18 protein-coding genes and 2 tRNA genes are annotated in these 22733 nt (G+C 71.6%); 12 read left to right on the top strand and 8 right to left on the bottom strand.

What is annotated here, in order from left to right; genetic code table 11:
* Positions 1–352: 352 nt before the first annotated feature.
* On the bottom strand, positions 353–3097 hold the full coding sequence (gene aceE / locus AB0J93_RS18220) for a pyruvate dehydrogenase (acetyl-transferring), homodimeric type (protein ID WP_363923234.1): 2745 nt from the start codon (positions 3095–3097) through the stop codon (positions 353–355).
* Between the two features lie 199 nt (positions 3098–3296).
* Here aceE and AB0J93_RS18225 point away from each other — a divergent pair, with 199 nt between their 5' ends.
* Positions 3297–3701 carry a secondary thiamine-phosphate synthase enzyme YjbQ gene (locus tag AB0J93_RS18225; RefSeq protein WP_363923236.1) on the top strand — a complete coding sequence of 135 codons (405 nt, stop codon included), beginning with the start codon at positions 3297–3299 and terminating at the stop codon, positions 3699–3701.
* Positions 3702–3832: 131 nt separating this feature from the next.
* On the opposite strand, the gene AB0J93_RS18230 is transcribed toward AB0J93_RS18225, so the two are convergent.
* The gene (locus tag AB0J93_RS18230; protein ID WP_363923238.1) at positions 3833–5491 is read right to left on the bottom strand and encodes an alkaline phosphatase D family protein; all 1659 of its coding nucleotides are present in this window, start codon (positions 5489–5491) and stop codon (positions 3833–3835) included.
* A 219-nt stretch (positions 5492–5710) separates the two neighbouring features.
* Here AB0J93_RS18230 and AB0J93_RS18235 point away from each other — a divergent pair, with 219 nt between their 5' ends.
* The 7 genes from AB0J93_RS18235 to AB0J93_RS18265 all read left to right on the top strand — a co-directional run bounded on the left by AB0J93_RS18235 (position 5711) and on the right by AB0J93_RS18265 (position 12159).
* Positions 5711–6202, top strand: coding sequence for a MarR family winged helix-turn-helix transcriptional regulator (locus AB0J93_RS18235; protein WP_363923240.1), 492 nt, complete (start codon positions 5711–5713; stop codon positions 6200–6202).
* A 49-nt stretch (positions 6203–6251) separates the two neighbouring features.
* Complete coding sequence (locus AB0J93_RS18240) at positions 6252–9149, top strand: thiamine pyrophosphate-dependent enzyme (protein WP_363923242.1); 2898 nt, start codon at positions 6252–6254, stop codon at positions 9147–9149.
* A 109-nt stretch (positions 9150–9258) separates the two neighbouring features.
* The gene (locus AB0J93_RS18245) at positions 9259–9696 is read left to right on the top strand and encodes a DUF3052 domain-containing protein (protein ID WP_164449321.1); all 438 of its coding nucleotides are present in this window, start codon (positions 9259–9261) and stop codon (positions 9694–9696) included.
* A gap of 43 nt (positions 9697–9739) precedes the next feature.
* Positions 9740–10204, top strand: a complete 465-nt coding sequence (locus tag AB0J93_RS18250; RefSeq protein ID WP_363923244.1) for a peroxiredoxin — start codon at positions 9740–9742, stop codon at positions 10202–10204.
* An 86-nt stretch (positions 10205–10290) separates the two neighbouring features.
* Positions 10291–10365 (top strand) — tRNA-Val (locus AB0J93_RS18255).
* A 147-nt stretch (positions 10366–10512) separates the two neighbouring features.
* Entirely contained in the window at positions 10513–11289 is a 777-nt protein-coding gene (locus AB0J93_RS18260) for a hypothetical protein (RefSeq protein WP_363923246.1), read from the top strand.
* 72 nt (positions 11290–11361) lie between these two features.
* Entirely contained in the window at positions 11362–12159 is a 798-nt protein-coding gene (locus AB0J93_RS18265; protein ID WP_363923248.1) for an alpha/beta hydrolase, read from the top strand.
* Positions 12160–12249: 90 nt separating this feature from the next.
* Here the strand turns inward: AB0J93_RS18265 and AB0J93_RS18270 are convergent, their stop codons facing one another.
* Positions 12250–13188 carry a phosphotransferase gene (locus AB0J93_RS18270; RefSeq protein ID WP_363923250.1) on the bottom strand — a complete coding sequence of 313 codons (939 nt, stop codon included), beginning with the start codon at positions 13186–13188 and terminating at the stop codon, positions 12250–12252.
* A gap of 66 nt (positions 13189–13254) precedes the next feature.
* Between AB0J93_RS18270 and AB0J93_RS18275 the strand changes: the two genes are divergently transcribed.
* Positions 13255–13323: transfer RNA gene (locus tag AB0J93_RS18275), tRNA-OTHER, on the top strand.
* 80 nt (positions 13324–13403) lie between these two features.
* On the opposite strand, the gene AB0J93_RS18280 is transcribed toward AB0J93_RS18275, so the two are convergent.
* Positions 13404–14750, bottom strand: a complete 1347-nt coding sequence (locus AB0J93_RS18280) for a glycosyltransferase (RefSeq protein ID WP_363923252.1) — start codon at positions 14748–14750, stop codon at positions 13404–13406.
* Positions 14747–14932, bottom strand: coding sequence for a hypothetical protein (locus AB0J93_RS18285; protein ID WP_363923254.1), 186 nt, complete (start codon positions 14930–14932; stop codon positions 14747–14749). The genes AB0J93_RS18280 and AB0J93_RS18285 overlap by 4 nt, the downstream gene beginning before the upstream one ends.
* A gap of 393 nt (positions 14933–15325) precedes the next feature.
* Between AB0J93_RS18285 and AB0J93_RS18290 the strand changes: the two genes are divergently transcribed.
* Complete coding sequence (locus AB0J93_RS18290) at positions 15326–16471, top strand: polysaccharide pyruvyl transferase family protein (RefSeq protein WP_357589547.1); 1146 nt, start codon at positions 15326–15328, stop codon at positions 16469–16471.
* 21 nt (positions 16472–16492) lie between these two features.
* Here the strand turns inward: AB0J93_RS18290 and AB0J93_RS18295 are convergent, their stop codons facing one another.
* Complete coding sequence (locus AB0J93_RS18295; protein WP_093401294.1) at positions 16493–16699, bottom strand: hypothetical protein; 207 nt, start codon at positions 16697–16699, stop codon at positions 16493–16495.
* 158 nt (positions 16700–16857) lie between these two features.
* On the bottom strand, positions 16858–17727 hold the full coding sequence (locus AB0J93_RS18300) for a carbohydrate kinase family protein (RefSeq protein ID WP_363923257.1): 870 nt from the start codon (positions 17725–17727) through the stop codon (positions 16858–16860).
* A 106-nt stretch (positions 17728–17833) separates the two neighbouring features.
* Here AB0J93_RS18300 and AB0J93_RS18305 point away from each other — a divergent pair, with 106 nt between their 5' ends.
* Positions 17834–21097, top strand: a complete 3264-nt coding sequence (locus AB0J93_RS18305) for an SNF2-related protein (RefSeq protein WP_363923259.1) — start codon at positions 17834–17836, stop codon at positions 21095–21097.
* The gene (locus AB0J93_RS18310) at positions 21094–22116 is read left to right on the top strand and encodes an SWIM zinc finger family protein (protein ID WP_363923261.1); all 1023 of its coding nucleotides are present in this window, start codon (positions 21094–21096) and stop codon (positions 22114–22116) included. Before AB0J93_RS18305 ends, AB0J93_RS18310 begins: the two co-directional genes overlap by 4 nt.
* Positions 22117–22135: 19 nt before the next feature.
* Here AB0J93_RS18310 and AB0J93_RS18315 read toward each other — a convergent pair whose 3' ends face one another.
* A complete protein-coding gene (locus tag AB0J93_RS18315) occupies positions 22136–22393 on the bottom strand; it encodes a DUF3040 domain-containing protein (protein WP_093401288.1) in 258 nt (85 codons plus the stop codon).
* Between the last annotated feature and the right edge of the window lie 340 nt (positions 22394–22733).

Consider the following 22733-nt stretch of genomic DNA (forward strand, 5'->3'; position numbering starts at 1 on the left):
GAGCGTCGACAGCGTCCGGGCCGGCGGTGGGACGGCGCGACGGGATAGTCCACCGAACCGACCCAATGCCCGCAAGGGCCAACGCCTATCGACCATTCTGAATTAGTCCCTGTTACAGGCGATAGCACCATCCAATACCACCTGCGTCATACCACCCCCCATCCCGACCTCCCCACCCCCACCCTTTGTTGATCATGAGGTTGGCGGCAGTTGTTGATCTTCAAAACGCCGCTAACCTCATGATCAACAGGGCTGGGGGTGGGGGGAGCGGGTGGGAGAGGGGGTGGGGGGAGGGTGGGGTGGGGAAGGGCCCGGCGTGGGGTGCGCGCCGGGCCCTTCGGGGTGGAACTGTTTAGCTGTCGCCGCCGGTCTCGCCGACCGGGGCGGCGTTGACGTCGTCGATGGCGTACTTCTTGGCCGCCTCGGCCGGTACGTGGGCCGGTACCGCCCCGCGCAGCGCGAGCTGGCGCAGGGTCGCCACCGTCACCGACTCGGCGTCGACGTGGAAGTGCCGGCGCAGGGCGTGGCGGGTGTCGGACAGGCCGAAGCCGTCGGTGCCCAGCGAGGTCCAGTCGCCCGGCACCCACCGGGAGATCAGGTCCGGCACCGCGCGCATCCAGTCGCTGACCGCGACCTTCGGGCCGTCGGCGTCGGCCAGCTTGCGCTGGATGTACGGCACCCGCTGCTCGGCACCCGGGTGCAGGAGGTTGTACTCCTCACACTCCACCGCGTCGCGGCGCAGCTCCGTCCACGAGGTGACCGACCAGACGTCGGCGGCCACCCCCCAGTCCTGCGCCAGCAGCTGCTGCGCCTTGAGCGCCCACTGCATGCCGGTGCCGGAGGCCAGCAGGTTCGCCCGGGGGGCGTCCCCGTCCAGGGAGGGGGCGGGGGAGTAGCGGTGGATGCCCTTGACGATGCCCTCGACGTCCACGCCGTCAGGCTCCGCCGGCTGGTGGATCGGCTCGTTGTAGACGGTGAGGTAGTAGAAGACGTTCTCCGGCTCCTCGCCGTACATCCGGTGCAGGCCGCTCTCCATGATGTGCGCGATCTCGAACGCGAACGCCGGATCGTACGCGACGACCGCCGGGTTGGTGGCGGCCAGCAGCAGGGAGTGACCGTCCTCGTGCTGGAGCCCCTCACCGTTGAGCGTGGTGCGTCCGGCGGTGGCACCGAGCACGAAGCCCCGGGTCATCTGGTCCGCGGCGGCCCAGAAGCCGTCGCCGGTGCGCTGGAACCCGAACATCGAGTAGAAGATGTACATCGGGATCATCGGCTCGTCGTGGGTGGCGTACGACGTGCCGGCCGCGGTGAACGAGGCGACCGAGCCGGCCTCGTTGATCCCCTCGTGCAGGATCTGCCCGACTGTCGACTCCTTGTACGACAGGAACAGCTCCCGGTCGACCGAGGTGTACCGCTGGCCGTGCGGCGAGTAGATCTTGGCGGTCGGGAAGATGGAGTCCAGACCGAAGGTGCGCGCCTCGTCGGGGATGATCGGCACCCAACGCTTGCCGAACTCCTTGTCCTTCATCAGGTCCTTGAGCAGCCGGACGAAGGCCATCGTGGTGGCCACCTTCTGCTTGCCCGAACCACGCTTGACGTCGGCGAAGCGCTCCGCGGCCGGGATGCCCAGCTTCTTGGTGCTGGTCCGCCGGGTGGGCAGGTAACCGCCGAGCTGCTTGCGCCGCTCGTGCAGGTACTGCATCTCGTCGGACTTCTCGTCCGGCCGCAGGTACGGCGGCAGGTAGGGGTTCTCCTCCAGCGCCGAGTCCGGGATGTCGAGGTACAGCCGGTCGCGGAAGGTCTTCAGGTCCTCCAGCGTCAGCTTCTTCATCTGGTGCGTGGCGTTGCGGCCCTCGAAGTGCGAGCCGAGCGTCCAGCCCTTGATCGTCTTGGCCAGGATCACGGTCGGCTGGCCGGTGTGCTCGGTCGCCGCCTTGTAGGCCGCGTAGAGCTTGCGGTAGTCGTGCCCGCCCCGCTTGAGATTCCAGATCTCGTCGTCGGTCAGCCCCTCGACCATCTTGCGGGTGCGCGGGTCACGGCCGAAGAAGTGCTCCCGCACGTACGCCCCGGACTCCGCCTTGTAGGTCTGGTAGTCGCCGTCGGGCGTGGTGTTCATCAGGTTGACAAGCGCGCCGTCGGTGTCGGCGGCGAGCAGCGGATCCCACTCCCGCCCCCAGACCACCTTGATGACGTTCCATCCGGCGCCCCGGAAGAACGCCTCCAGCTCCTGCATGACCTTGCCGTTGCCGCGTACCGGCCCGTCCAGGCGCTGCAGGTTGCAGTTGATCACGAAGGTGAGGTTGTCCAGCTCCTCGCGGGCGGCCACCCCGATCGCGCCCAGCGTCTCCGGCTCGTCCATCTCGCCGTCGCCGAGGAAGGCCCAGACGTGCTGGTCGGAGGTGTCCTTGATGCCCCGGTGCTGCAGGTACCGGTTGAACCGGGCCTGGTAGATGGCGTTCAGACCGCCCAGACCCATGGAGACCGTGGGGAACTCCCAGAAGTCCGGCATCAGCCGGGGGTGCGGGTACGAGGGGAGACCGCCGCCGGGGTGGGACAGCTCCTGCCGGAACCCGTCGAGCTGGTTCTCGCTGAGCCGACCCTCCAGGTACGCCCGCGCGTACATGCCGGGGGAGGCGTGCCCCTGGTAGAAGATGTGGTCGCCGCCACCCGGGTGGCCCTTGCCCCGGAAGAAGTGGTTGAAGCCGACCTCGTAGAGCGAGGCCGAGCTGGCGTAGGTCGAGATGTGGCCACCGACGCCGATCTCCGGCCGCTGCGCGCGGTGTACAAGCATCGCCGCGTTCCACCGCACGTACGCCCGGATCCGGCGCTCGACGTGCTCGTCGCCGGGGAACCACGGTTCGCGCTCCGGCGGAATGGTGTTGATGTAGTCGGTGGTGGTCAGCGACGGCACCCCGACCTGACGCTCCCGGGCGCGCTCCAGCAGCCTCAGCATGACGTAGCGGGCTCGCTTGGTGCCACGGTCGTCGATGACACCGTCGAGCGACTCGACCCACTCGCTGGTTTCTTCGGGGTCGATGTCCGGAAGCTGGCTAGGCAGGCCGGCCGTGATCACCGGGCGCTTGCGTTCCGTAGCCACAGGCGTTCCCTCGGTTGTGTGTGGGATAGGTCTCTAGCGCCATCCTGCCCCGTCGTGGCGCTCGGCGTCACGTCCACCCGGCCGAAGGGCGACGCTCGACACAGGTACCCACCAGTAACTATGTCGGTTTCGTGACGGCGGCGAGCAGGCGCGTCGAGCGGGACCGGCGGGCGCTGGCCGGGTGCGGAAGAATACGGGCGTGCGCAGTGAGCTGATCACCGTCCGGACCGGTTCCCGGCCGACCGTCCGGGACATCACGGCCGAGGCCGAAAAGTTCGTCGCCAGCGCGGCTGACGGCCTGCTGCACGTCTTCGTGCCGCACGCCACCGCCGGCGTGGCCATCATCGAGACCGGGGCAGGCTCGGACGACGACCTGCTCACCGCGCTGGACGCGGTGCTGCCCACCGATGGGCGCTGGCGGCACCGGCACGGCTCACCGGGGCACGGCCGCGATCACGTGCTGCCCGCCTTCGTCGCCCCGTACGCGACGCTGCCCGTACTCGGCGGGCGGCTGGCCCTGGGCACCTGGCAGTCGATCTGCCTGGTCGACACCAACGGTGACAATCCCACCCGGCAGGTCCGCTTCTCCTTCCTGTCCGGCTGATTGCGTCCCCTCGTCCCCGCTCACACGGTCCGTCCGCTTCGCCCGCCCCCGTCGTACCGCCGCCGGGGGCCGCGCCGCCTCAGCAGGCGGCGCGGCCCGGCAACACCGGCGAGCCCGACCGGGCTCGCCGGTCAGGGACGACGGGTCTCGCTCTCCACCGTGTGGTGCCCGGCGTCGGCGTCCGGACCGGCGGCCCGCGCGGCGGCCGGCGGATCGTCCCGGGTCAGGTGCAGCCCCGGGAGACGGTCCTCGATGACGAACCGGGCCCGGGTGCGGACCGGGGCACCCGGGCTGCTCACGTACGGCAGCACGTCGAAGTCGGCGGTGAGCTGTTCCCTGCTGATCGTGGTGCGGACGTACCCCCGCAGGTTGTTGTGGAAGCGCAGGTGCGGGTTCCAGGCCAGCCACGGGTGCGAGCCGGTCGCCGAGTCCGCCCCGTCGCCACCCGACGTGATCGAGGAGCACACCAACTCGCTGCCGACGGTGCGTGAGGTCGGATCGGCGTAGTCGAGCTTCAGGTCGCTGGCCCAGTGCGCGTGCACGTCGCCGGTGAGGACGACCGGATTGCGTACCCCGGCCGCCAGCCAACCCCGGGTGATCCGGTCCCGCGAGGCGAGGTAGCCGTCCCAGGCATCCATGCTGGTCACCGTGAGCGGGCCGGAGTCACGGTCCCGCTGGGCGAAGAAGACCTGCTGCGCGAGGAGGTCCCAGCGAGCCGAGGAACGGCGGAACCCGTCCAGCAGCCATGCTTCCTGCCGCTCGCCGAGGATGGAACGGCTCGGCTCGGCCGCCTCCGGACACGACTGGTAGCCGTCACCGCAGGACTGGTCGTCGCGGTACTGCCGGGTGTCGAGCAGGTGGAAGGTGGCCAGCCGGCCCCACCGCAGCCGCCGGTAGAGCTGCATGTCGATGCCGCGCGGCAGCGAGGTCCGGCGTAGCGGCATGTTCTCGTAGTACGCGCGGAAGGCCGCCGCCCGCCGGGCCGGGAAGTCCGGGTCGGGTGCCTCGGGGACGTCGTCGGCCCAGTTGTTCTCCACCTCGTGGTCGTCGAAGACCACCGCCCACGGCGCGACGGCATGGGCCGCCTGAAGATCCGGGTCGGTCTTGTACTGGGCGTGCCGCTGCCGGTAGTTGGCCAGCGTGCGGGTCTCCGGGCCGTCGTGGTCGCGCGGGTTCCCACCCGGTGCGGTGTAGGTGTCGCGGGCGTACTCGTACTGGTAGTCGCCCAGGTGCAGGACGATCTCCGGCTCGGTCTCGGCCAGCCGCCGGTACGCGGTGAAGTACCCGTGCTCGTACTGCGAGCAGGAGGCGAAGGCCATCGCCAGCGTCGCGGGCAGGCTCCACGGCGCAGGAGCGGTCCGGGTCCGCCCGACCGGCGACAGGTGCCGTTGAACCCGGAACCGGTAGAAGTACTCGCGGCCGGGCAGCAGGCCGGAGAGTTCGACGTGGACGCTGTGTGCGCTCGCCGCGTGCGCGTCGACCACTCCGCGCCGGACAACATGCCGGAACCGTTCGTCGGCGGCGAGTTCCCAGAAAACCGGCACGGTGCGATCGGGCATGCCACCGAGACCGTCCGCGGCCAGCGGCTGCGGTGCCAGCCGGGTCCAGAGCACGAAGCCCTCGTGGTCGGGGTCACCGGAGGCGACACCGAGGGTGAACGGGTAGGCCAGGGCCCTCGCGAGCGACCGGGACGGAGCCGGCGCGGCGCTCGCGGGCAGGGCGCCACCGGCGACTCCGGCGGCGCTCGCCGTCAGGCCGGAGAGCAGGATGGTACGTCGGGACAACGGCACGATTGCCTCCCCAGGTCGGTACGTGGTCCACCGGGAGACTCGCTTCCGTCGATGAATCGTGGGTGAAAGAAAGAACCCTTTCCCGCCGCTGTTGTCCGAACAAGGGCCGAGCTGTTCTCCGAACAAGGGCCGAGCGGAGCAGAACCGACGGACGTCCGCCGTCCGCATCGTCGCCAGGTGGACGAGGTCGAAGGCGGTCCGCGACCCTAGGATGTGACCATGTCACGGCCGATCATCGCCCCGGCCGGCCCGGAACCGGCCGACCGGACCGGGCTGGCCGGTGACGCGGTACGCCGGATCATGCACGTCGCCGCTGCCCTGCGGCACCACCAGGATCTCGACATCGCCGCGCTGGGCCTGACCCCGGCCGTGGCCCGCGCGCTGTACCAGCTCGACCCGGACCGTCCGCTGCCCGCCCGTGAGCTGGCCGACCAGCTGCGCTGCGACCGGTCCAACGTCACCGCCCTGGTCGACAAGTTGGAGCAGGCCGGGCTGGTCGAGCGTCGGGTCGACCCGACCGACCGACGGCAGAAATCGTTGGTGGTCACCGACGCCGGTCGGCGGATGCGCGAGCGGGTCCATCTCGTGCTCTCCGACTCCCGGCTGCTGACCCCGCTCGACAACGAGGAACTCGCCGCACTGCGTGACCTGGTGTGGAAGGTTTCCGACGGCGGCTGCCCGGAGGACTGCGGCCCGGCCGGGCCGGCGTGAAACGCACTCGACTGTGCGCGGCGTGCCCCGGTCGGTAATGCTGTCGGACGTGACCACCCCGCAGGATCTCGACGACCGGTTCCGGGAGTCCCTGGCCGCCCTCGCCGCGCCGCCGCACCGGAGCGACCCGGCGCAGCCGGTGGCCGAGGACAGCGCGCTGACCGGTGCCCAACTGCTGGACCTCTTCGACGCCCAGGTCACCAGCCGGCAACTTGACCTGGCCGGCCGCTGGCTGCGCAGCTTCGGCGAGGGCTACTACACCATCGGCTCCGCCGGTCACGAGGGCAACGCCGCGGTGGCGGCGGCCCTGCGGCCCACGGACCCGGCCCTGCTGCACTACCGCTCCGGCGCCTTCTACTGCGTCCGCGCCGCCCAGGCCGACCCGTCCACGCCGGCTGCGTCGCCGTCCACGCCGGCTGTACCGTCCACGCCGGTTGTGTCGACCGCGCCGCAGGCTGCGTCGTCGTCCGCGCCTGCTGTGTCGAGCGCGCCGGTTGTACCGTCCGCGTCGCGGTCTGTGTCGCCGCCTGCGCCGCCGTTACCGGCCGCGCAGGCGGCCGGGGCTGGCCAGGCTGGGGACGCCGAGGGCGGCTCGTCCGGCCGGTCCGCCGTCACCCAGGACCAGCCGGAGGCCAGCGAACGGGGGACCGCCCCCGCCGCGCTGGACGAACCGGCGACGGGCCCGGTCACGGCGGGCACCGACTCGCCCGGCGGTGGGCCCGACGCGACGGCGGTCGACCGGGCGGAGGGTGACCCCGCCGACCCCGCCCGGTCCGCCGCCGACCCCGCCCGGTCCGCCGCCGACCCCGCCCGGTCCGCCGCCAAGCCCGGAGCGGCCCCGCAGTCGGAGGTGACCGCAGCCGGGGACCAACCGGCAGCCGCACTGGCCGGCTCCCGACCCGCCACCGTGACCGAGCCGATCCCCGGGCCGGGCGACGGCGTCGGACCCGACGGGATCAGGATGACGGTGGTCAAGCGGCCGGTGCCCCGGGCGTACGCCGAGGCGGCCCGGGACGTTCTGCGCGGCATGGTGGCCTCCAGCCAGGAGCCGATCGCCGGTGGCCGGCACAAGGTGTTCGGCCGTGCCGACCTCGCGGTGGTCCCGACGACCTCGACCATCGCCTCGCACCTGCCCCGGGCGGTCGGGATGGGGCTCGCCGTGGAGCGGCTACGCCGGCTGGACGCCCGAGGAGAAGCGAACCGACCCGTCGCGGAACCCGAACCGACACCCTGGGCGGCCGACGCCATCGTGGTCTGTTCCTTCGGGGACGCCTCGATCAACCACGCCAGCGCCACGGCGGCGTTCAACACCGCCGGCTGGTACGACCACACCGGCCTGCGCATCCCGGTGCTCTTCGTGTGCGAGGACAACGGGTTGGGCATCAGTGTCCGGTCTCCGCAGGGGTGGGTGGCGACGGCCCTGCGGTCCAAGCCCGGCATCCGGTACTTCGCCGCCGACGGTGCCGACCTGGTCGGCACCTACGAGGTGGCGGCCGAGGCGGCGGCCTGGGTACGCCGGCACCGCCGCCCGGCCGTGCTGCACCTGACCACGGTCCGGTTGATGGGCCATGCCGGCGCGGACGCCGAGAGCGCGTACCGCCCCGCCTCGGAGATCACCGCCGACGTGGCCCGTGATCCGGTGGTCGCCACCGCGCGGCTGCTGGTCGACGCGGGCCTGGCCAGCGGCCCGGAACTGCTGGACCGCTACGACGAGATCGGCTGGCAGGTCCGCCGGATCGCCGAGGAGGTGCTCGACGAGCCGAAGCTGGCCGACGCCGCCGAGGTGATCGCCCCGCTGGCACCGCGCCGCCCGGTGCGGGTCGCCCTGGCGGTCGCCGACGCGGGTGCCCGCGCCGCCGGCTCCGACGCCGCGACGCGGGCCGAGGCGTTCGGCGGTAAGCCACCGGAACTGGCCGGGCCGCTCACCCTCGCGCAGAGCATCAACGCGGCGCTCACCGACGGGCTGCTCAGCCATCCGCAGATGGCGGTCTTCGGTGAGGACGTCGCCGCCAAGGGCGGGGTCTACGGGGTCACCAAGGGGCTGCGTGACCGGTTCGGTGCCGCCCGGGTGTTCGACACGTTGCTCGACGAGACCTCGATCCTCGGCCTCGGTCTCGGTGCGGGGCTGGCCGGAATGCTGCCGGTGCCGGAGATCCAGTACCTGGCGTACCTGCACAACGCCGAGGACCAGCTGCGGGGCGAGGCAGCGACCATGCGCTTCTTCTCCCAGGGGGCGCTGCGCAATCCGATGGTGGTGCGGGTGGCCGGGCTGGCGTACCAGGAGGGCTTCGGCGGGCACTTCCACAACGACAACTCGGTGGCCGTACTGCGGGACGTGCCGGGCTTGGTGATCGCCGTGCCGGCGCGGCCGGACGACGCGGCGGCGATGCTGCGGACCTGCCTGGCGAGTGCGGCGGTGGACGGCAGCGTCTGCGTGTTCCTGGAGCCGATCGCGCTCTACCACACCCGCGATCTCTACACCGACGGTGACGGTGAGTGGCTGGCTGGTTACGCCGAGCCGGGAGCTTGGGCCGGCGGCCACGTCCCGGTGGGACGGGCCCGCGTGTACGGAGTCGGTTCGGCCGCAGACGTAACCATGATCTCCTTCGGTAACGGCGTACGGATGTCGTTGCGGGCGGCGTCGGCGCTGGCCGACGAGGGGATCGGCACCCGGGTCGTGGACCTGCGCTGGCTCGCGCCGCTGCCGGTGGCCGACCTCATCCGGGAGGCCGCCGCGACCGGCCGGGTGCTGGTGGTGGACGAGACCCGCCGGTCCGGTGGGGTGGGTGAGGGGGTGATCGCCGCGCTGGTGGACGCCGGATATGTCGGGGCGGCACGGCGGGTGGCCGCAGTTGACTCTTTTGTGCCGCTGGGTCCGGCTGCCCGACAGGTCCTGGTGTCCGAGGAGGCCATCACCCAGGGTGCCCGTACGCTGCTGGCACGGTAAATTTCGTTCCACCCGGTGCGCCACTTGCGCAGGAGGGCACAACTGTGTGGACTTTGCCTGACGGCGTCGAGCAGACGCCGGCTCGGACGAGATGAGGAGGCACGCGACAGTGAGCGCGACCGCTGGTCAGGCTGCTGACGGGGTACGCAGCCTGGCGGACCGGTTCGGCATCGAGCCGGGGATGGTCGTCATGGAGATGGGCTACGACGACGACGTCGACTCCGATCTCCGGGACGCCCTGACCGACCGTTGTGGAGATCTGGTCGACGAGGACACCGACGAGGTGGTCGACGCGGTGCTGGTCTGGTACCGGGACGGCGACGGTGATCTCTTCGAGCTACTCGTCGACGCCCTCGGCCCGCTGGCCGACAACGGAGTCGTGTGGCTGCTGACGCCCAAGGCCGGCCGCGAAGGCCACGTCGAGCCGAGCGAGATCGCCGAGTCGGCACCCACCGCCGGCCTTCAGCAGACTTCCACGGTCAACGCTGGCAAGGACTGGAGCGGTGCCCGACTCGTGCTACGTCGCGGCGCCAAGGGCAAGAAGTAACCCGACCCACGGCGAGCCGTCCGAATCGATTCGAGGAGTTCGCATGCCCATCGAGGTTGGCGCCGAGGCGCCCGACTTCGTGCTGAAGGACCAGAACAACCAGCAGGTCCAACTCTCCGACTTCCGGGGCCGGCGCAGCGTCCTGCTGGTCTTCTACCCACTGGCGTTCACCGGGGTGTGCCAGGGTGAGCTGACCGAGGTACGGGACAACCTCGACGAGTACGTCAACGACGAGGTCCAGGTGCTGACCGTCAGCGTCGACTCGGTCTACGCCCACAAGGTCTGGGCGGAGCGGGAGGGCTACCAGTTCCCGTTGCTGTCCGACTTCTGGCCGCACGGCGCCGTCGCTCAGGCGTACGGCGTCTTCAACGATGTGGCCGGCATCGCCAACCGGGGCACCTTCGTCATCGACCAAACCGGCGTGGTCCGCTTCGCCGAGATGAACATGCCCGGTGAGGCCCGCGACCAGCAGGGCTGGCGCAAGGCTCTGGCGGAGGCCACGGCTTGACCCGGTCCACCGGGTGCGAGGCGTCCGTCCGGGCCGGCGGGTGGCAGGGTAAGCTTGCCAACCGCCGGCCCGCCGTACGGCGTTCCGGGCGCGTAGCTCAGTGGGAGAGCACTCGCCTTACAAGCGAGGGGTCGCAGGTTCGAAACCTGCCGCGCCCACCACACACCACCAGCACCAACGACGGCCCGGAGATCAATTCTCCGGGCCGTGACAGCAACTGTGACAGCAGGGGCGGCCACGACAGTCAGCCGCAGCCTGGACCACCTCCGCAGCTGCTGATGCCGCTCGACCCCGCCTAGCATCGCCTGATGTATGGAGTACCGCCGGTCCCCGTCACGATCCAGCCGGACTGCAACGGCCCTGGTGATGCCTGGTTACTTCCCCGATTGCAGATGCGGCTGCGACCGGTCAGTGCGCCGATCCACGCCCCGCGAGCCAAGCTGGGTGGCCAACCCGTGTGGCTGGAGCCGCCCACCTGGCCGCTGTCTCGCAGCCTGGGAACGCCCATGATGTTCGTCGGTCAGATTCCCATCCCCGGTGAACCAGCGAGCCTCGCCTACCTGTTCGTCACCGACGACCCTCAATGCATGGCCGAGACTTTCGACGCTGAGGCCGGCGAGAACGCACTACTGGTCCAACCGGGTGGCCGAATCCCACACTTCATCGTTACGACCGGCACGGCCACCGGTCCGTCCCTGTGGCGACGGGGCATGACGTGGAACGAGCATGTAGGCGTGGAACTCGCCATAGACCTGGTCCCGCCGGACCCAGCCGCCGAGGCATCCCTGGATGCGGACATCGCACCTCAAGAGGCCGAGCGGGCGGGCGTACTGCTGGACCTTCCCGACGCTGACGATGCACCCGCCAGTGCGCTTCCGCCCTACAGCTACGTCGGCGGCAAGGCCCACCTGTGGCAGACCGATTTTCAGAAAGTACCGGCCGACTGGCGGTTCCACTTCCAACTTGACGGCGGAGAGGGCCACGGACCCGATGACCCCTACGCTCTCAACTTCGGCGGCGGGACCGGCTACAGCTTCCTGTCTCCAGATTTGCGCGAAGGCCGCTTCTTCTGGGATTGCGTCTGACGCCTGGGCCCCCGCCGATCGGCGCCCCAGCGCGACCGTGTCAAGCTCCGCAGCTCGATGAGAGGGGACCAGGTGGCTTTCGCCGAGGTCAACGGCGTCCGATTTTGGTACGAGACGCACGGTGCCGGGCGGCCGTTGGTGCTGCTGCACGGCGGGTTCGGCGCGGTGGAGACCTTTGCCGCGATCCGGCCGGCGTTGGCGCGGCGTCGCCTGGTGGTCAGCGTCGATCTGCCGGGCCACGGCCGCACCGCCGACGTCGGCCGCCCCCTGCGGTACGAGTCGATGGCCGACGACGTGGCGGCGCTGATCGTGCACCTCGGGCTGGCCGAGGCCGAGGTGCTCGGCTTCTCCCTCGGCGGTGGGGTCGCCGTGCGGTTGGCGGTGCAGCACCGGCAGTTGCTCCGCCGTCTGGTGGTGGTCTCCGCGCCGTGTCGGCGGCAGGGCTGGTTTCCCGAGGTGCTCGCCGGCATGCCCGAGCCCGACGAGGCGGACGCCGAGCGGATGCGTGGCACTCCGCCCGAGCAGCTCTACCGACGGGTGGCGCCCCGGCCGCAGGACTGGCCGCGGCTCTGGGCCAGCACCGGTGAGCTGCTGCGCCGTGACTACGACTGGTCATCGGAGGTCGCGGCGATCACCACGCCGACGATGCTGGTCTTCGCCGACGCCGACTCGGTTCGCCCGGCACACATGGTGGAGTTCTTCGGTCTGCTCGGCGGTGGCCACCGGGACGCCGGGTGGGACGGCACCGATCGCCCTGCTGCCCGGCTGGCCGTCCTCCCTGGACTCACCCACTACGACATCGTCGACTCACCCGCCCTCCCCGCGGCGGTCCTCCCCTTCCTCACCCACCCGTCCACCCCACCCACCTGAGTGTTGCGGGGTCACGGCTGCTCGGGGGCAGCAGGTTCGGGGATGTTGCTGCCTCGAAAGATGTGCGGGGTGCGGGCGGGGCGGCGAGCGTCAGGTGGCGACGCGCTCGGCCAGCCAGGTGAGCAGGACCTCGGCCTGGGCATGCTGGAACGCCCGGAGGGTGGGGATGCCCGGCGGCGGGGGCAGGCGCGCTCGGTCGGTGAAGAAGCCGGCGAGGCCGGCGTAGAGGCCGGTCACCGCGTCTGGGTCGGCTGCGGCGGTGAGCGGAAGCCGACGTAGCAGGGCCTCGGTGTCGTGCCCGCCCTGCAGGCGTACGTCGAGCAGCAGCATCGCGGTGTCCAGCCAGTTCGGGCCGCGAGCCGCCCAGGGCCAGTCGACCACGGTGACGCGGCCGGCCTGGTCGACGAGCAGGTTGTCCGTACGAAGATCCACATGGCACAGGGTGTCGCCGGTCAGCGACAGCAGGCCATGGTCCGCCCAGGAGCAGAGTTCGTCGAGATGGGCCCGGGCCCAGGAGTTCAACTCCGGCGGCGGGTCGTCGACGATCCGCCGCCAGCCGGCGAATTCATCGGCCAGCCGCTCGGCGATGGCCGGCACCTCCGTCACCGGGCTGGGCGTGAGCGCCGTCGACATCCGTTCCAGGGCGTCCAGCACCGCGTCGAGTTCCTCGGTGCGCCACGGAGTGACCGGGTGCCGCCCGGCGACGTCGGTGAGCACCAGCGCCACCCAGTGGCCGTCGTCGTGACAGCCGAGCAACCGGGGGGTCGGGGCGTACGCGGGCAGTGCGGCGGTGATCCGCGCCTCGGCCCGGTGCATGTCCGGGGTGTCCGGGTTCTGGGCCGGGCTGGCCGCTTTGACGAAGGCGCGACGGCCACTGGCGGTGCGTACCCGGTCGGCGGTGCCGGGGGAGTACCCGCCCGGCTGTGACACCGCTTCGACCACCCGGTCGCCGAGGATCTTCTCCACGGCAGATCGGATATCAGGGGGCAACTCGGCCCACCGTAGCCGATTCCGCGTCTGCGCCTGCATGTCGTTCACGCTGCCGGTCAGGCACCCGGGCGGGCAAGTCGTTTCCCGTCGGTCGTACGGCATTCCGGGCGCGTAGCTCAGCGGGAAGCACTCGCCCACGCGAGGGACCACCAGGTTCGTAACCTGTCGCGCCCTCCCGCCTGGCAACAGCGTCTTGCCAGGCGGGAGGGCGGCACGCGTGCCGCCCGAGCGGCGTCGAGCAGCGGCACCGCCGGTCAATGCGCGAGAACGACCTCCACCTGTTGTCGGGTACCCCAACCAGTCCGCCAACACGTGGCCACCCCGTACCAGCGGATCACTCTCAGCACCACCACCGCGAACACCACCGCCACCGGCGCCAACAACCATGTCCACACCCGCCGGCCAGTCGACTCGTCGGACCGGCAGACCGCCAGATAGCGCAACGTCTGTGCCCACCCCACGATGAACGTCACCGACAACAACCACGGCAGTGCGGTAAGCGTCGGGTCGACCACCGGTGACACGAACACGACGGTCACGAACACCACCGTGGCGACCACCATCGACGCCCACCGCAGGAGATGCGCCCACCAGGCGTACGACCGCAGCGGCAGGTACCGCACCCGCCACCAGGAGCGGATGAAACTGCCCCGCATCCACCGCAGATACATGCGGCACAGGTGCCCGAACCGGTTCGGCATCAACGCGAAGGCGAACGCGGTCGGCTGTTGTACGGTGCGGCCCCTGACCATCGCGAACAACGTCAACAGCGAATCATCCGAGAAGAGCACATTCCGGCCGAAAAACGTCTCCGTCAGGTAGCCGTCGAGGTTGTCCCGGATGACAGCCGCCCGATAGGCGGCGATCGGCCCGGAGTTGACCCACACCGCCCCGAACACCGACAACGACGACCGGTCCGTGAGCTGACCCGTGACGAACCACAGGTCAGTGATCCGCGCCAGGAACGATGACCGGACGTTCGCGGCCATCACGACCCCGGCAACCGACTGCACGCGAGGATCAGCGAACGGCAGCAACAACTCGTCGAGCGCCCGCGGATCGGAGACCGTGTCCGAGTCGACCGTCCAGTAGATGTCCGCGTCGCCGGTGGTCCGCACGGCCACAGCCTGCGCATGTCGTTTGCCGGCGTTCTCCTGGACATGCCATGCCACGTTGATCCCGCGCGTGGAGGCGGCATCGAGAAACCACCGCTTCACGGTCTCGTATTCGTCGACATTGGTCGAGCCGTCATCCACCACGTAGATGACGTCAGGGGTCCGGGTCTGCCCGACCATGGATTCGAGGCAGGCACGCAGTGCCGCCGGATCCTCGTTGTAGACCGGCACGATCGCCACCACCCGCAACGCGTCGAGGTACTCACGAGCCTGGCAGGTCGCAGTCGCCGGCCGCTCCAGGTAGGCGCCGCCGATCTGCCACAACAACAACAGGAACATGCCCGCGTACACGTAGGTGAAGCGGTGTCCGGCGCCGTCGAAGGCGCCAAGAACCGCGAACACATGATGTATCGCCCACACTGCCGCGGCAGCCAGCACGACCGCCGCCGCGAGCAAGACCCGTCTGGGTACGATGCGCGCGCTCATCCGTTGATCGACCGTCCGCGTCGGAACGTCAGCCGGATCATGCCGGCACCGACGATCACCATCAGCACACCGACAGCCGCGATGACAAGCGGCAACGACAGCTGTACGAGGCCGACACCAGCCGTGCCGCCGATGGTGATTACGTCGACTCCGGTGCGAGGCAGGGTGCTACCTGACGACATCGAGTTCTCCGCTCGGGGCTGCGGGGGCTGTGACGGCGGCCAGGATGCAGCCCCAGTCGTACCCCGGCCGCCGCGTGGATCAGCCGCTCGGGGTCGAGGGGATCCGCCGGCCACCCTCGCAAAGCCGTCAACCAGGGTCAACCACGGTCTGTCACCCCATCGGGCTAATGTGTGACCGTCTGTGGCGCGTCGGGGTCGGCGCGTGCCGGGGAAGTCGAATTGTCGACAGCGGCCCCGCCTGGAATGCCGCAGTCTGTGCGGTCGGCCGCTGGTCTCGGCCACGCCAGATCCGCCAGCCGCACGGTCTGATCGGGTGGCCGAGGAGCCCTCGAGGACTGTTCACCAGCGCAGCGGGGAAACGGCGGAGCGGACGCACCTGGGGAGGAGCGACGGATGACGCGTGCCGGACTGACCATCGGCGTGCTCGGCTCGTACGGTGGGCGCAACCTGGGCGACGAGGCGATCCTCACCGGTCTGCTGACCGATCTGCGGCAGCAGGAGCCGCATGCGCGGATCATCGTGTTCTCGCGGAATCCCGCGCACACCGCGGTCGCCCACCCGGACGTTGAGGCGGTGCCGTGGGAGGGGGTCAGCCGAACCGACTCCGCCCTCGTGCTGTCTCAACTCGACCTGCTCATCCTGGGCGGCGGTGGCATCCTCTACGACAAGGAGGCACGCCGCTACCTGCGGGTGGTCCGGGTGGCGCAGGAGCGGGGTCTGCCGCTGCTGACGTACGCCGTCGGCGTCGGGCCGCTCAACGAGATGGTGGACACCGGCATGGTCCGGGAGACGCTGGCCGGTGCGGTCCAGGTGACCGTACGCGACCAGGAGTCGCGGATGGTGCTGGAAGAGGCCGGCCTGCTCAATCCGATCACCGTCACCGGCGATCCGGCGTTCCTGCTGGAACCGGAGGACTTTCCCGCGCAGTTCCTCCGGGAGGAGGGCGTGCCAGCCGGCAAACGGCTGGTCGGGATGAGCGTGCGGGAGCCGGGCCGGGCGGCGGAACGGCTGGACGTGGACGGATACCACCGCCTGCTGGCGCAGATCGGTGACTTCCTGGTGCACCGGATCGACGCGCACGTGCTGTTCGTGCCGATGGAACGCGACGACATCCGGCACTCGCACGGCGTGCTGTCGCACATGATCGCCGCCGAGCGGGGGCGGATCCTGCACGGCACCTACTCCCCGCAGCAGGTGCTCGGGTTGATGCGGCACTTCGACCTGGCGGTCGGTATGCGCCTGCATTTTCTGATCTTCGCCGCGATGATGGGTACGCCGTTCCTGCCCCTGCCGTACGCCGGCAAGGTCTTCGACCTCGCGCAGCGACTCGGGGTGCCGGCGTTGCGTGGCGTGGAGCGCGAGGTGGAGGGCCCCCTGCTGGCCGAGGTGGACCAGCTGTGGGATGAGCGTGAGCAGCGGGCCGAGGTCACCGCCCAGCGGGTGGCGCGGGTGTGTGACGAGGCCAGGGGCACCTCTCAGGTCACCCGGGCGGTACTGGAGAGCCTGCGCAACCGGTCCCTGGTCGAGGTCGGTGCCTGATCGGTGGCGCGGGGGTCGGCTTCAGACCGCCGGCCCCCGCCAGCAGTAGCGCCACTGTTGGCGGTCGGTGTCGACAGACTCCAGTTCGTAGATCTCCGCTGCCGCCAGCCCTTGTGGCCCCAGGTGATGGTGGGTCAGTGGGGGCCGGCCATTCGGGTCCAGCTCGACGGTGACGTGCTCGCCGTCGGCCGTGCCGCCCACAAGTGGGATCTCAACCGTGGATGCCATGCGCCCATCCTGCCCCGGCCGTCGGTGACCCGCAGGGCGAAGCGGGATGATCCCGCCGTCGGTCGGGCGCGGCGCACAGAGCGGCCACGCCTGCCGGGCTGAGCCGGTAGACCCGCCGGGTGCCGGCCTGCCGGTCGATGACGGTGCACTCCGACCGGTCAATCGCGGGGAAGCAGCCCCGGCGGGTACTCCATGCCGTCGTGGGTGCAGGCAGCGGCGGCGACCCGGGACGCGTAGCCGGCCGCCTCCGCCCAGGTCGCGCCGCGCGACCGGGCCGTGATGATCCCCGCCGCGAAGGCGTCCCCGGCGCCGTTGGTGTCGACCACCGGGCCGGGTGGCACGGCCGCCGGAATCCGGTGGAGGTTCCCGCCCAGGTACAGATCGGCGCCGTCCGCGCCCCGGGTCACCAGGACCGGGCGCGGTGCCAGCGTGCCGGCCACGGTCGCCGCCCGGTCGCCGAGCGCCGCGCCGCTGACCAGCACGAGCTCGGCGATGTCGGCGAACGGGCGGTGGTACGGGTTGTGCCCGTCCCAGTCGTGCAGATCGGTCGAGCTGCCCACCCCCTCGCCCAGCAGGTCACCGAGGTCGGGCAGCAGCTCCCGCACCCAACCGATGATCGACAGGTGCACGTGGTTGGCGTCCCGGATCAGCTCCGCCACCCGGGCCGCCGCGAACGGTGGTGGACCGTCCGAGGCTCGGGGGTCGTACAGCGACATCCGCCGCCCGCCGGGGTCGACCAGGTTCACCGATCGTCGGGTACCCGCCGGGTCGTCGGCCAGGACCGCGCGCACGCCGGTACGGGCCAGCGCGGCCCGCACGACGGTGCCGGCCGGGTCCACGCCCACCGTGTCGACCACCGTCACCCGCAGCCCGAGCGAGTGCGCGGCGAGCACCACACCGGCTCCGGTGTTGCCGATGCGCAGCTCGATCGGGTCGACGGTGACCGAGTCGACCACCGGCAGCGGCAGTCGGGGCACCCGCACCCGCACGTCGACGCCGAGGCCGCCGATCACCAGGAGGTCGCACATGGCGCCGACGCTAGCCGGTCGGTGCCGCCTATCCTGGCCCCGGGTGTCGTCAGGGCCCCCGGGCCGCGCGGCGTCGAGCGGGCCTGTCCGGTCCGAGGGGGAGTGCGTGCTGGTCGTCCATGGGATGTGGCTGCCCGGCCGGGCGCTGGCGGTCTGGGCCGAGGACAGCACCCTGCCACCCCACGCCCCGCGTCGTCCCGGTCGGGCACCGCGAGCCCGCCCACACCCGTTCGCCGCCGCGCACGCCACGCTTGTCGCGCTGCTGGCCGATGCCGCCGAACCGGACGACCTCGGCACAGCGTTGCTGCGCCTGCCCACCCGGGCCGGCTCGCCGGTGGACTCGCCGGAGCTGGTCCGCACCGCCGTCGTGGAACCGGTCCGTGGCCCGGTCACCCTCGCCGGGTGGCAGGTCCCGGTGCTGGCGTACGCCCCGGACGCCGCGCTGTCGTTGCTGCGTACCGTCGAGAAGCTGGCCGCCGCACCCGGCGCGAGCCTGCGACACCTGGCCGAACTGGCCGACTTCGCCACCGAACTGGCCGCCCGTGGCCGGGTCCTGCCCAGCCTCGCCGGCCCGCCCTCGGCCAGTGACCCGTCCTCGGCCACCGACCCGTCCTCGGCCACCGCGGCGTCCGACGCCTGGGCGGTGTGGCGGCCGTTGCTCACCGGTACGGACGCCGCCTGGGCCCGGTCGCTGGCGCTGGCCCTGCCCCCTGCCGCCCGGGCCGTGATCGAGGCGGAGCTGCCCGCGCTGGTCCCCGGCGACCGGCACGGGCGACGCCGGGCGGCCCCGCCGGACGCCGACCCGCGTCGGCCGGCGTCGGCCGGCGAGCGTGCGGACGAATCCGGCCGACGGTCCACGAACCGGGCGGCGGGCCCGTCCGACATGTCGGTCGAGGTGCCCGGGCTGCTGGTCGCCGACGCGCTCGACGCCCTGACCGACGCGGCCGTGCGCGCCGCACTGCCGCCGATGACGCTGGCCCGGGGAGTGCGACCGAACGGTGCAGTGGCGGCCTGGCTGGGCGGGTTGACCGGACCGCAGCGCGGGTTCACCGCCGAGGCGGCGGCGCTGCGCACGCTCCGCGCCGAGCTGGACCAGTGGCAGCGCGACGCCGCCGGTGGCCCGGTGCGGGCCAGTTTCCGGCTGGTCGAGCCGTCGGCCGACGAGCTGACCGAACCGGTGACGGTGGTGCCGGCCGCCCCCGACGCCGTCGTCGCCACCACCGGCCGGTGGCGGGTCGAGTTCGGGCTGCGCGCCAACGACGAGCCGGGCCTGCACGTCGACGCCGGACAGGTGTGGCGCGGCGACGGCACGACCGTGGTCGGTGACCATCCGCAGGAGATCCTGCTGGCCGAGCTCGGCCGGGCCAGCCGACTGTGGCCGGAACTGGACGTGGCCCTGCGTACCGCCCGGCCGGAGGTGCTGGAGCTGGACACCGAGGGGGCGCACCGGTTCCTGCGCGAGGGCGCACCGACGCTGCACGCGGCGGGCTTCACGGTGCTGCTGCCGTCGTGGTGGCGGCGGCCCGCGTCGCGGCTCGGCGCCCGGCTGCGGGCCCGCTCCCGCAGCGCACCGGGCGCGGTCACCGGCCCGGCCGACCGGGTGGGACTGGACGCCCTGGTCGACTACCGCTGGGAGCTGGCCCTCGGCGACGAGCCGTTGACCGAGGACGAACTGACCCGTCTGGCGGCGCTGAAGACCCCGCTGGTGCGGCTGCGGGGGCGCTGGGTCGAACTGGACCCGAAGCGACTCGCCGCCGGCCTGCGCCTGCTGCGGTCCACCGGCGAGCTGACCGTGGCCGACCTGCTGCGGCTCGGCCTGTCCGACGCCGAGCAGCCGGACGCGTTGCCGGTGCTCGAGGTGAGTGCCGACGGCGCGCTCGGTGACCTGCTCGCCGGGGCCGTGGACCGGCGGCTCGCCCCGCTGGACGAGCCGCCGTCCTTCCACGGCACGCTGCGGGCGTACCAGCGGCGGGGGCTGGCCTGGCTGGCGTTCCTCCAGTCACTGGGGCTCGGTGGGGTCCTCGCCGACGACATGGGGCTGGGCAAGACGGTGCAGCTGCTGGCGTTGTTGGCCGCCGACCCGCCACAGGCCGGTCCGACCCTGCTGATCTGTCCGATGTCGCTGGTCGGCAACTGGCAGCGGGAGGCCGCCCGGTTCACCCCGGACAAGCGCGTACACGTGCACCACGGCGCGCAGCGGGCACGCGGCGCGGAGTTCACCGCCACCGTGCACGCCGCGGACCTGGTCCTCACCACGTACTCGGTGGCCGCCCGCGATGCCGCGGAGCTGGCCGGCGTCGACTGGCACCGGGTCGTGGTCGACGAGGCCCAGGCCATCAAGAACGCCGCCACCCGGCAGGCCGAGGCGGTCCGGTCACTGCCCGCCCGGCACCGCATCGCGGTCACCGGCACGCCGGTGGAGAACCGGCTGGCGGACCTCTGGTCCATCATGCAGTTCGCCAACCCGGGCCTGCTCGGCCCGGCGGCGACGTTCCGCAAGCGGTTCGCCGAGCCGATCGAGCGGCAGGGGGACACCGAGGCAGCCGAACGGCTTCGCCGGATCACCGGGCCGTTCGTGTTGCGCCGGCTCAAGACCGACTCGTCGATCATCTCGGACCTGCCGGAGAAGCTGGAGATGGAGGTCTTCTGCAACCTCACGGCCGAGCAGGCGGCGCTGTACCGGGTGGTCGTCGACGACATGCTGGCCCGGATCGAATCCAGCGACGGCATCGAGCGGCGCGGGCTGGTGCTGGCCACCATGACCCGGCTCAAGCAGGTCTGCAACCATCCCGCCCAGCTGCTACGCGACGGCTCGCCCCTGGACGGACGGTCGGGAAAACTGGCCCGGCTGGAGGAGATCCTCGACGAGGCCCTCGCGGCAGGGGAGAAGGCCCTGCTGTTCACCCAGTTCGCGGAGTTCGGCGGGATGCTGCGCGGGCATCTGTCGGCCCGGTTCGGCCGGGAGGTGCTGTTCCTGCACGGCGGGGTCGGCAAGGCCGACCGGGATGCGATGGTGGCCCGCTTCCAGTCCGCCGGCGGTCCGGCGCTGTTCGTCCTCTCGCTCAAGGCCGGCGGGACCGGGCTGACGCTTACCGCCGCCAACCACGTGGTGCACGTCGACCGGTGGTGGAACCCGGCGGTGGAGGACCAGGCCACCGACCGGGCGTTCCGGATCGGACAGCGCCGCCGGGTGCAGGTCCGCAAGTTCGTCTGCGCCGGCACGGTGGAGGAGAAGGTAGCCGCGCTGATCGCCGACAAGCGTGGCCTGGCCGCCTCGGTGGTCGGCACCGGCGAGCAGTGGGTCACCGAGCTGTCCACCGCCCAGCTGCGTGAGTTGTTCGCTCTGGAGGCGGGGGCGGTGGCCGAGTGAGCGCCGACGATGGCGGCAGGTTCGCCGACTACGGCCCGCCGCGCCGGGTCGACGGTGGGCTGCGCGCCCGCAGCACCCGGGGCGCGATCGGCGTCTCCTGGTGGTCCCGCCGGTTCCTGGAGGTGCTGGAGTCGTTCGCGCTCGGCACCCGGCTGACCCGGGGCCGGTCGTACGCCCGCGCCGGCCAGGTGCTCAGCCTGGACGTCGCGCCGGGCGTGGTGACCGCGGTGGTCCAGGGCTCCCGGGCCAAGCCGTACCAGGTCAGCGTCGCACTGCCGCCCTTTCCGGCCCGGCTGTGGGCCCGGATCGAGGGGAAACTCGCCGACCAGGCGTTCTTCAGCGCGCGGCTGCTCGCCGGCGACCTGCCGGCCGAGTTGGAGGAGCTGTTCATCGCGGCCGAGGCGCCGCTGTTCCCGGCGGCGATCAGCGACCTGGACCAGCGGTGTTCGTGCCCGGACGTCGCGGTGCCCTGTAAACACCTCGCCGCCACCTTCTACCTGCTCGCCGAGGCGTTCGACGCGGACCCGTTCACCCTGCTGCACTGGCGTGGGCGCAGCCGGGCGGACCTGCTCGCCCGGCTACGGCACCTGCGCGCCGACGCCCACGCGTCGACGACAACGCAAGCCCGGGACGGCGAGTCGACAGCCGGTGCCGGTTTCCCTGCGGATCGGGGCGGCACAGCATCGCCGCACCCGACCGGCCACAATGGCCACTCGGACGCGCTGGCGACCGGGCCGGTCGACACCGGCCGCGATGGCGGCGGGTGGCCCGGGCACCACGAGGCGGACGTGCCCGCCGCAGGTGCCGCCCGGGCGCTGGCCGACCTGTCCGTCACGCCGCTGGCCGAGGCGGTCGACCGGTTCTGGTTGCCGCCCGTGCCGCTGCCCGACCGCCCGCCGAGCCTGACCGCCCACCCGGACCTGTTGTTGCGGCAACTGGGCGCACCCGCGCCGGCCATCGGCGGGCCGGGACTCGTCGAACGCCTGCGCCCCGCCTACCGCCAGCTCGGCGAAGAGTGAACCACCACGACCGTCCGGGTCACAGCCAACGTTGCCGGAACCGCCACATCAGCGCCGCATTGGTCAACAGCACCACCGCGAAGATCGCCCCGGCCAGCCGGCCGGCGAGCACGGTGGTCGCCGGCAGCGCCGCCCAGAGCACGACGGTCAACAACAGCAGCCAGCGGCCGTGACGGCCCCGGGCCCGGTGGTCGAGCCGGGCGAAGAACGCCGGATCACTCTCCCGCAAATGGCGGGTGATCTGCTCAAATCTGCGTTGATCCTCTTTGCTGAGCATGTGCCTTCCCCTCACGCGTTCAGCAACGGTGCGACGGAATACCCGCTGCGGAGAGGGCTCACGCGCTCTTCCTGTTGCTACTTTGGCGCCCACGGCTCGGGAGCGCGGCCGGGCGAGAGCTGAGCGGCCCCTTATCCGAGGCTTAAATTTCGCCTTCGCGGCGGGGTGGCGCGGCGACGGTACCGGTTGTCGGATTGCCGCCCGCTGAGCATCGGCGACCAGCGAAGGCCCTGCTTGTGACGTGCGTACCCGAATAGGCCGAGAACCGCCCGACGCCTGCCCCTGATGAGTTCCGCCTTAAGTGCTCCGGCCGGGGGGCGGTCGACGGCCTTGTCGGGAT

Source organism: Micromonospora sp. NPDC049374, assembly GCF_040677165.1.
GTDB lineage: Bacteria > Actinomycetota > Actinomycetes > Mycobacteriales > Micromonosporaceae > Micromonospora.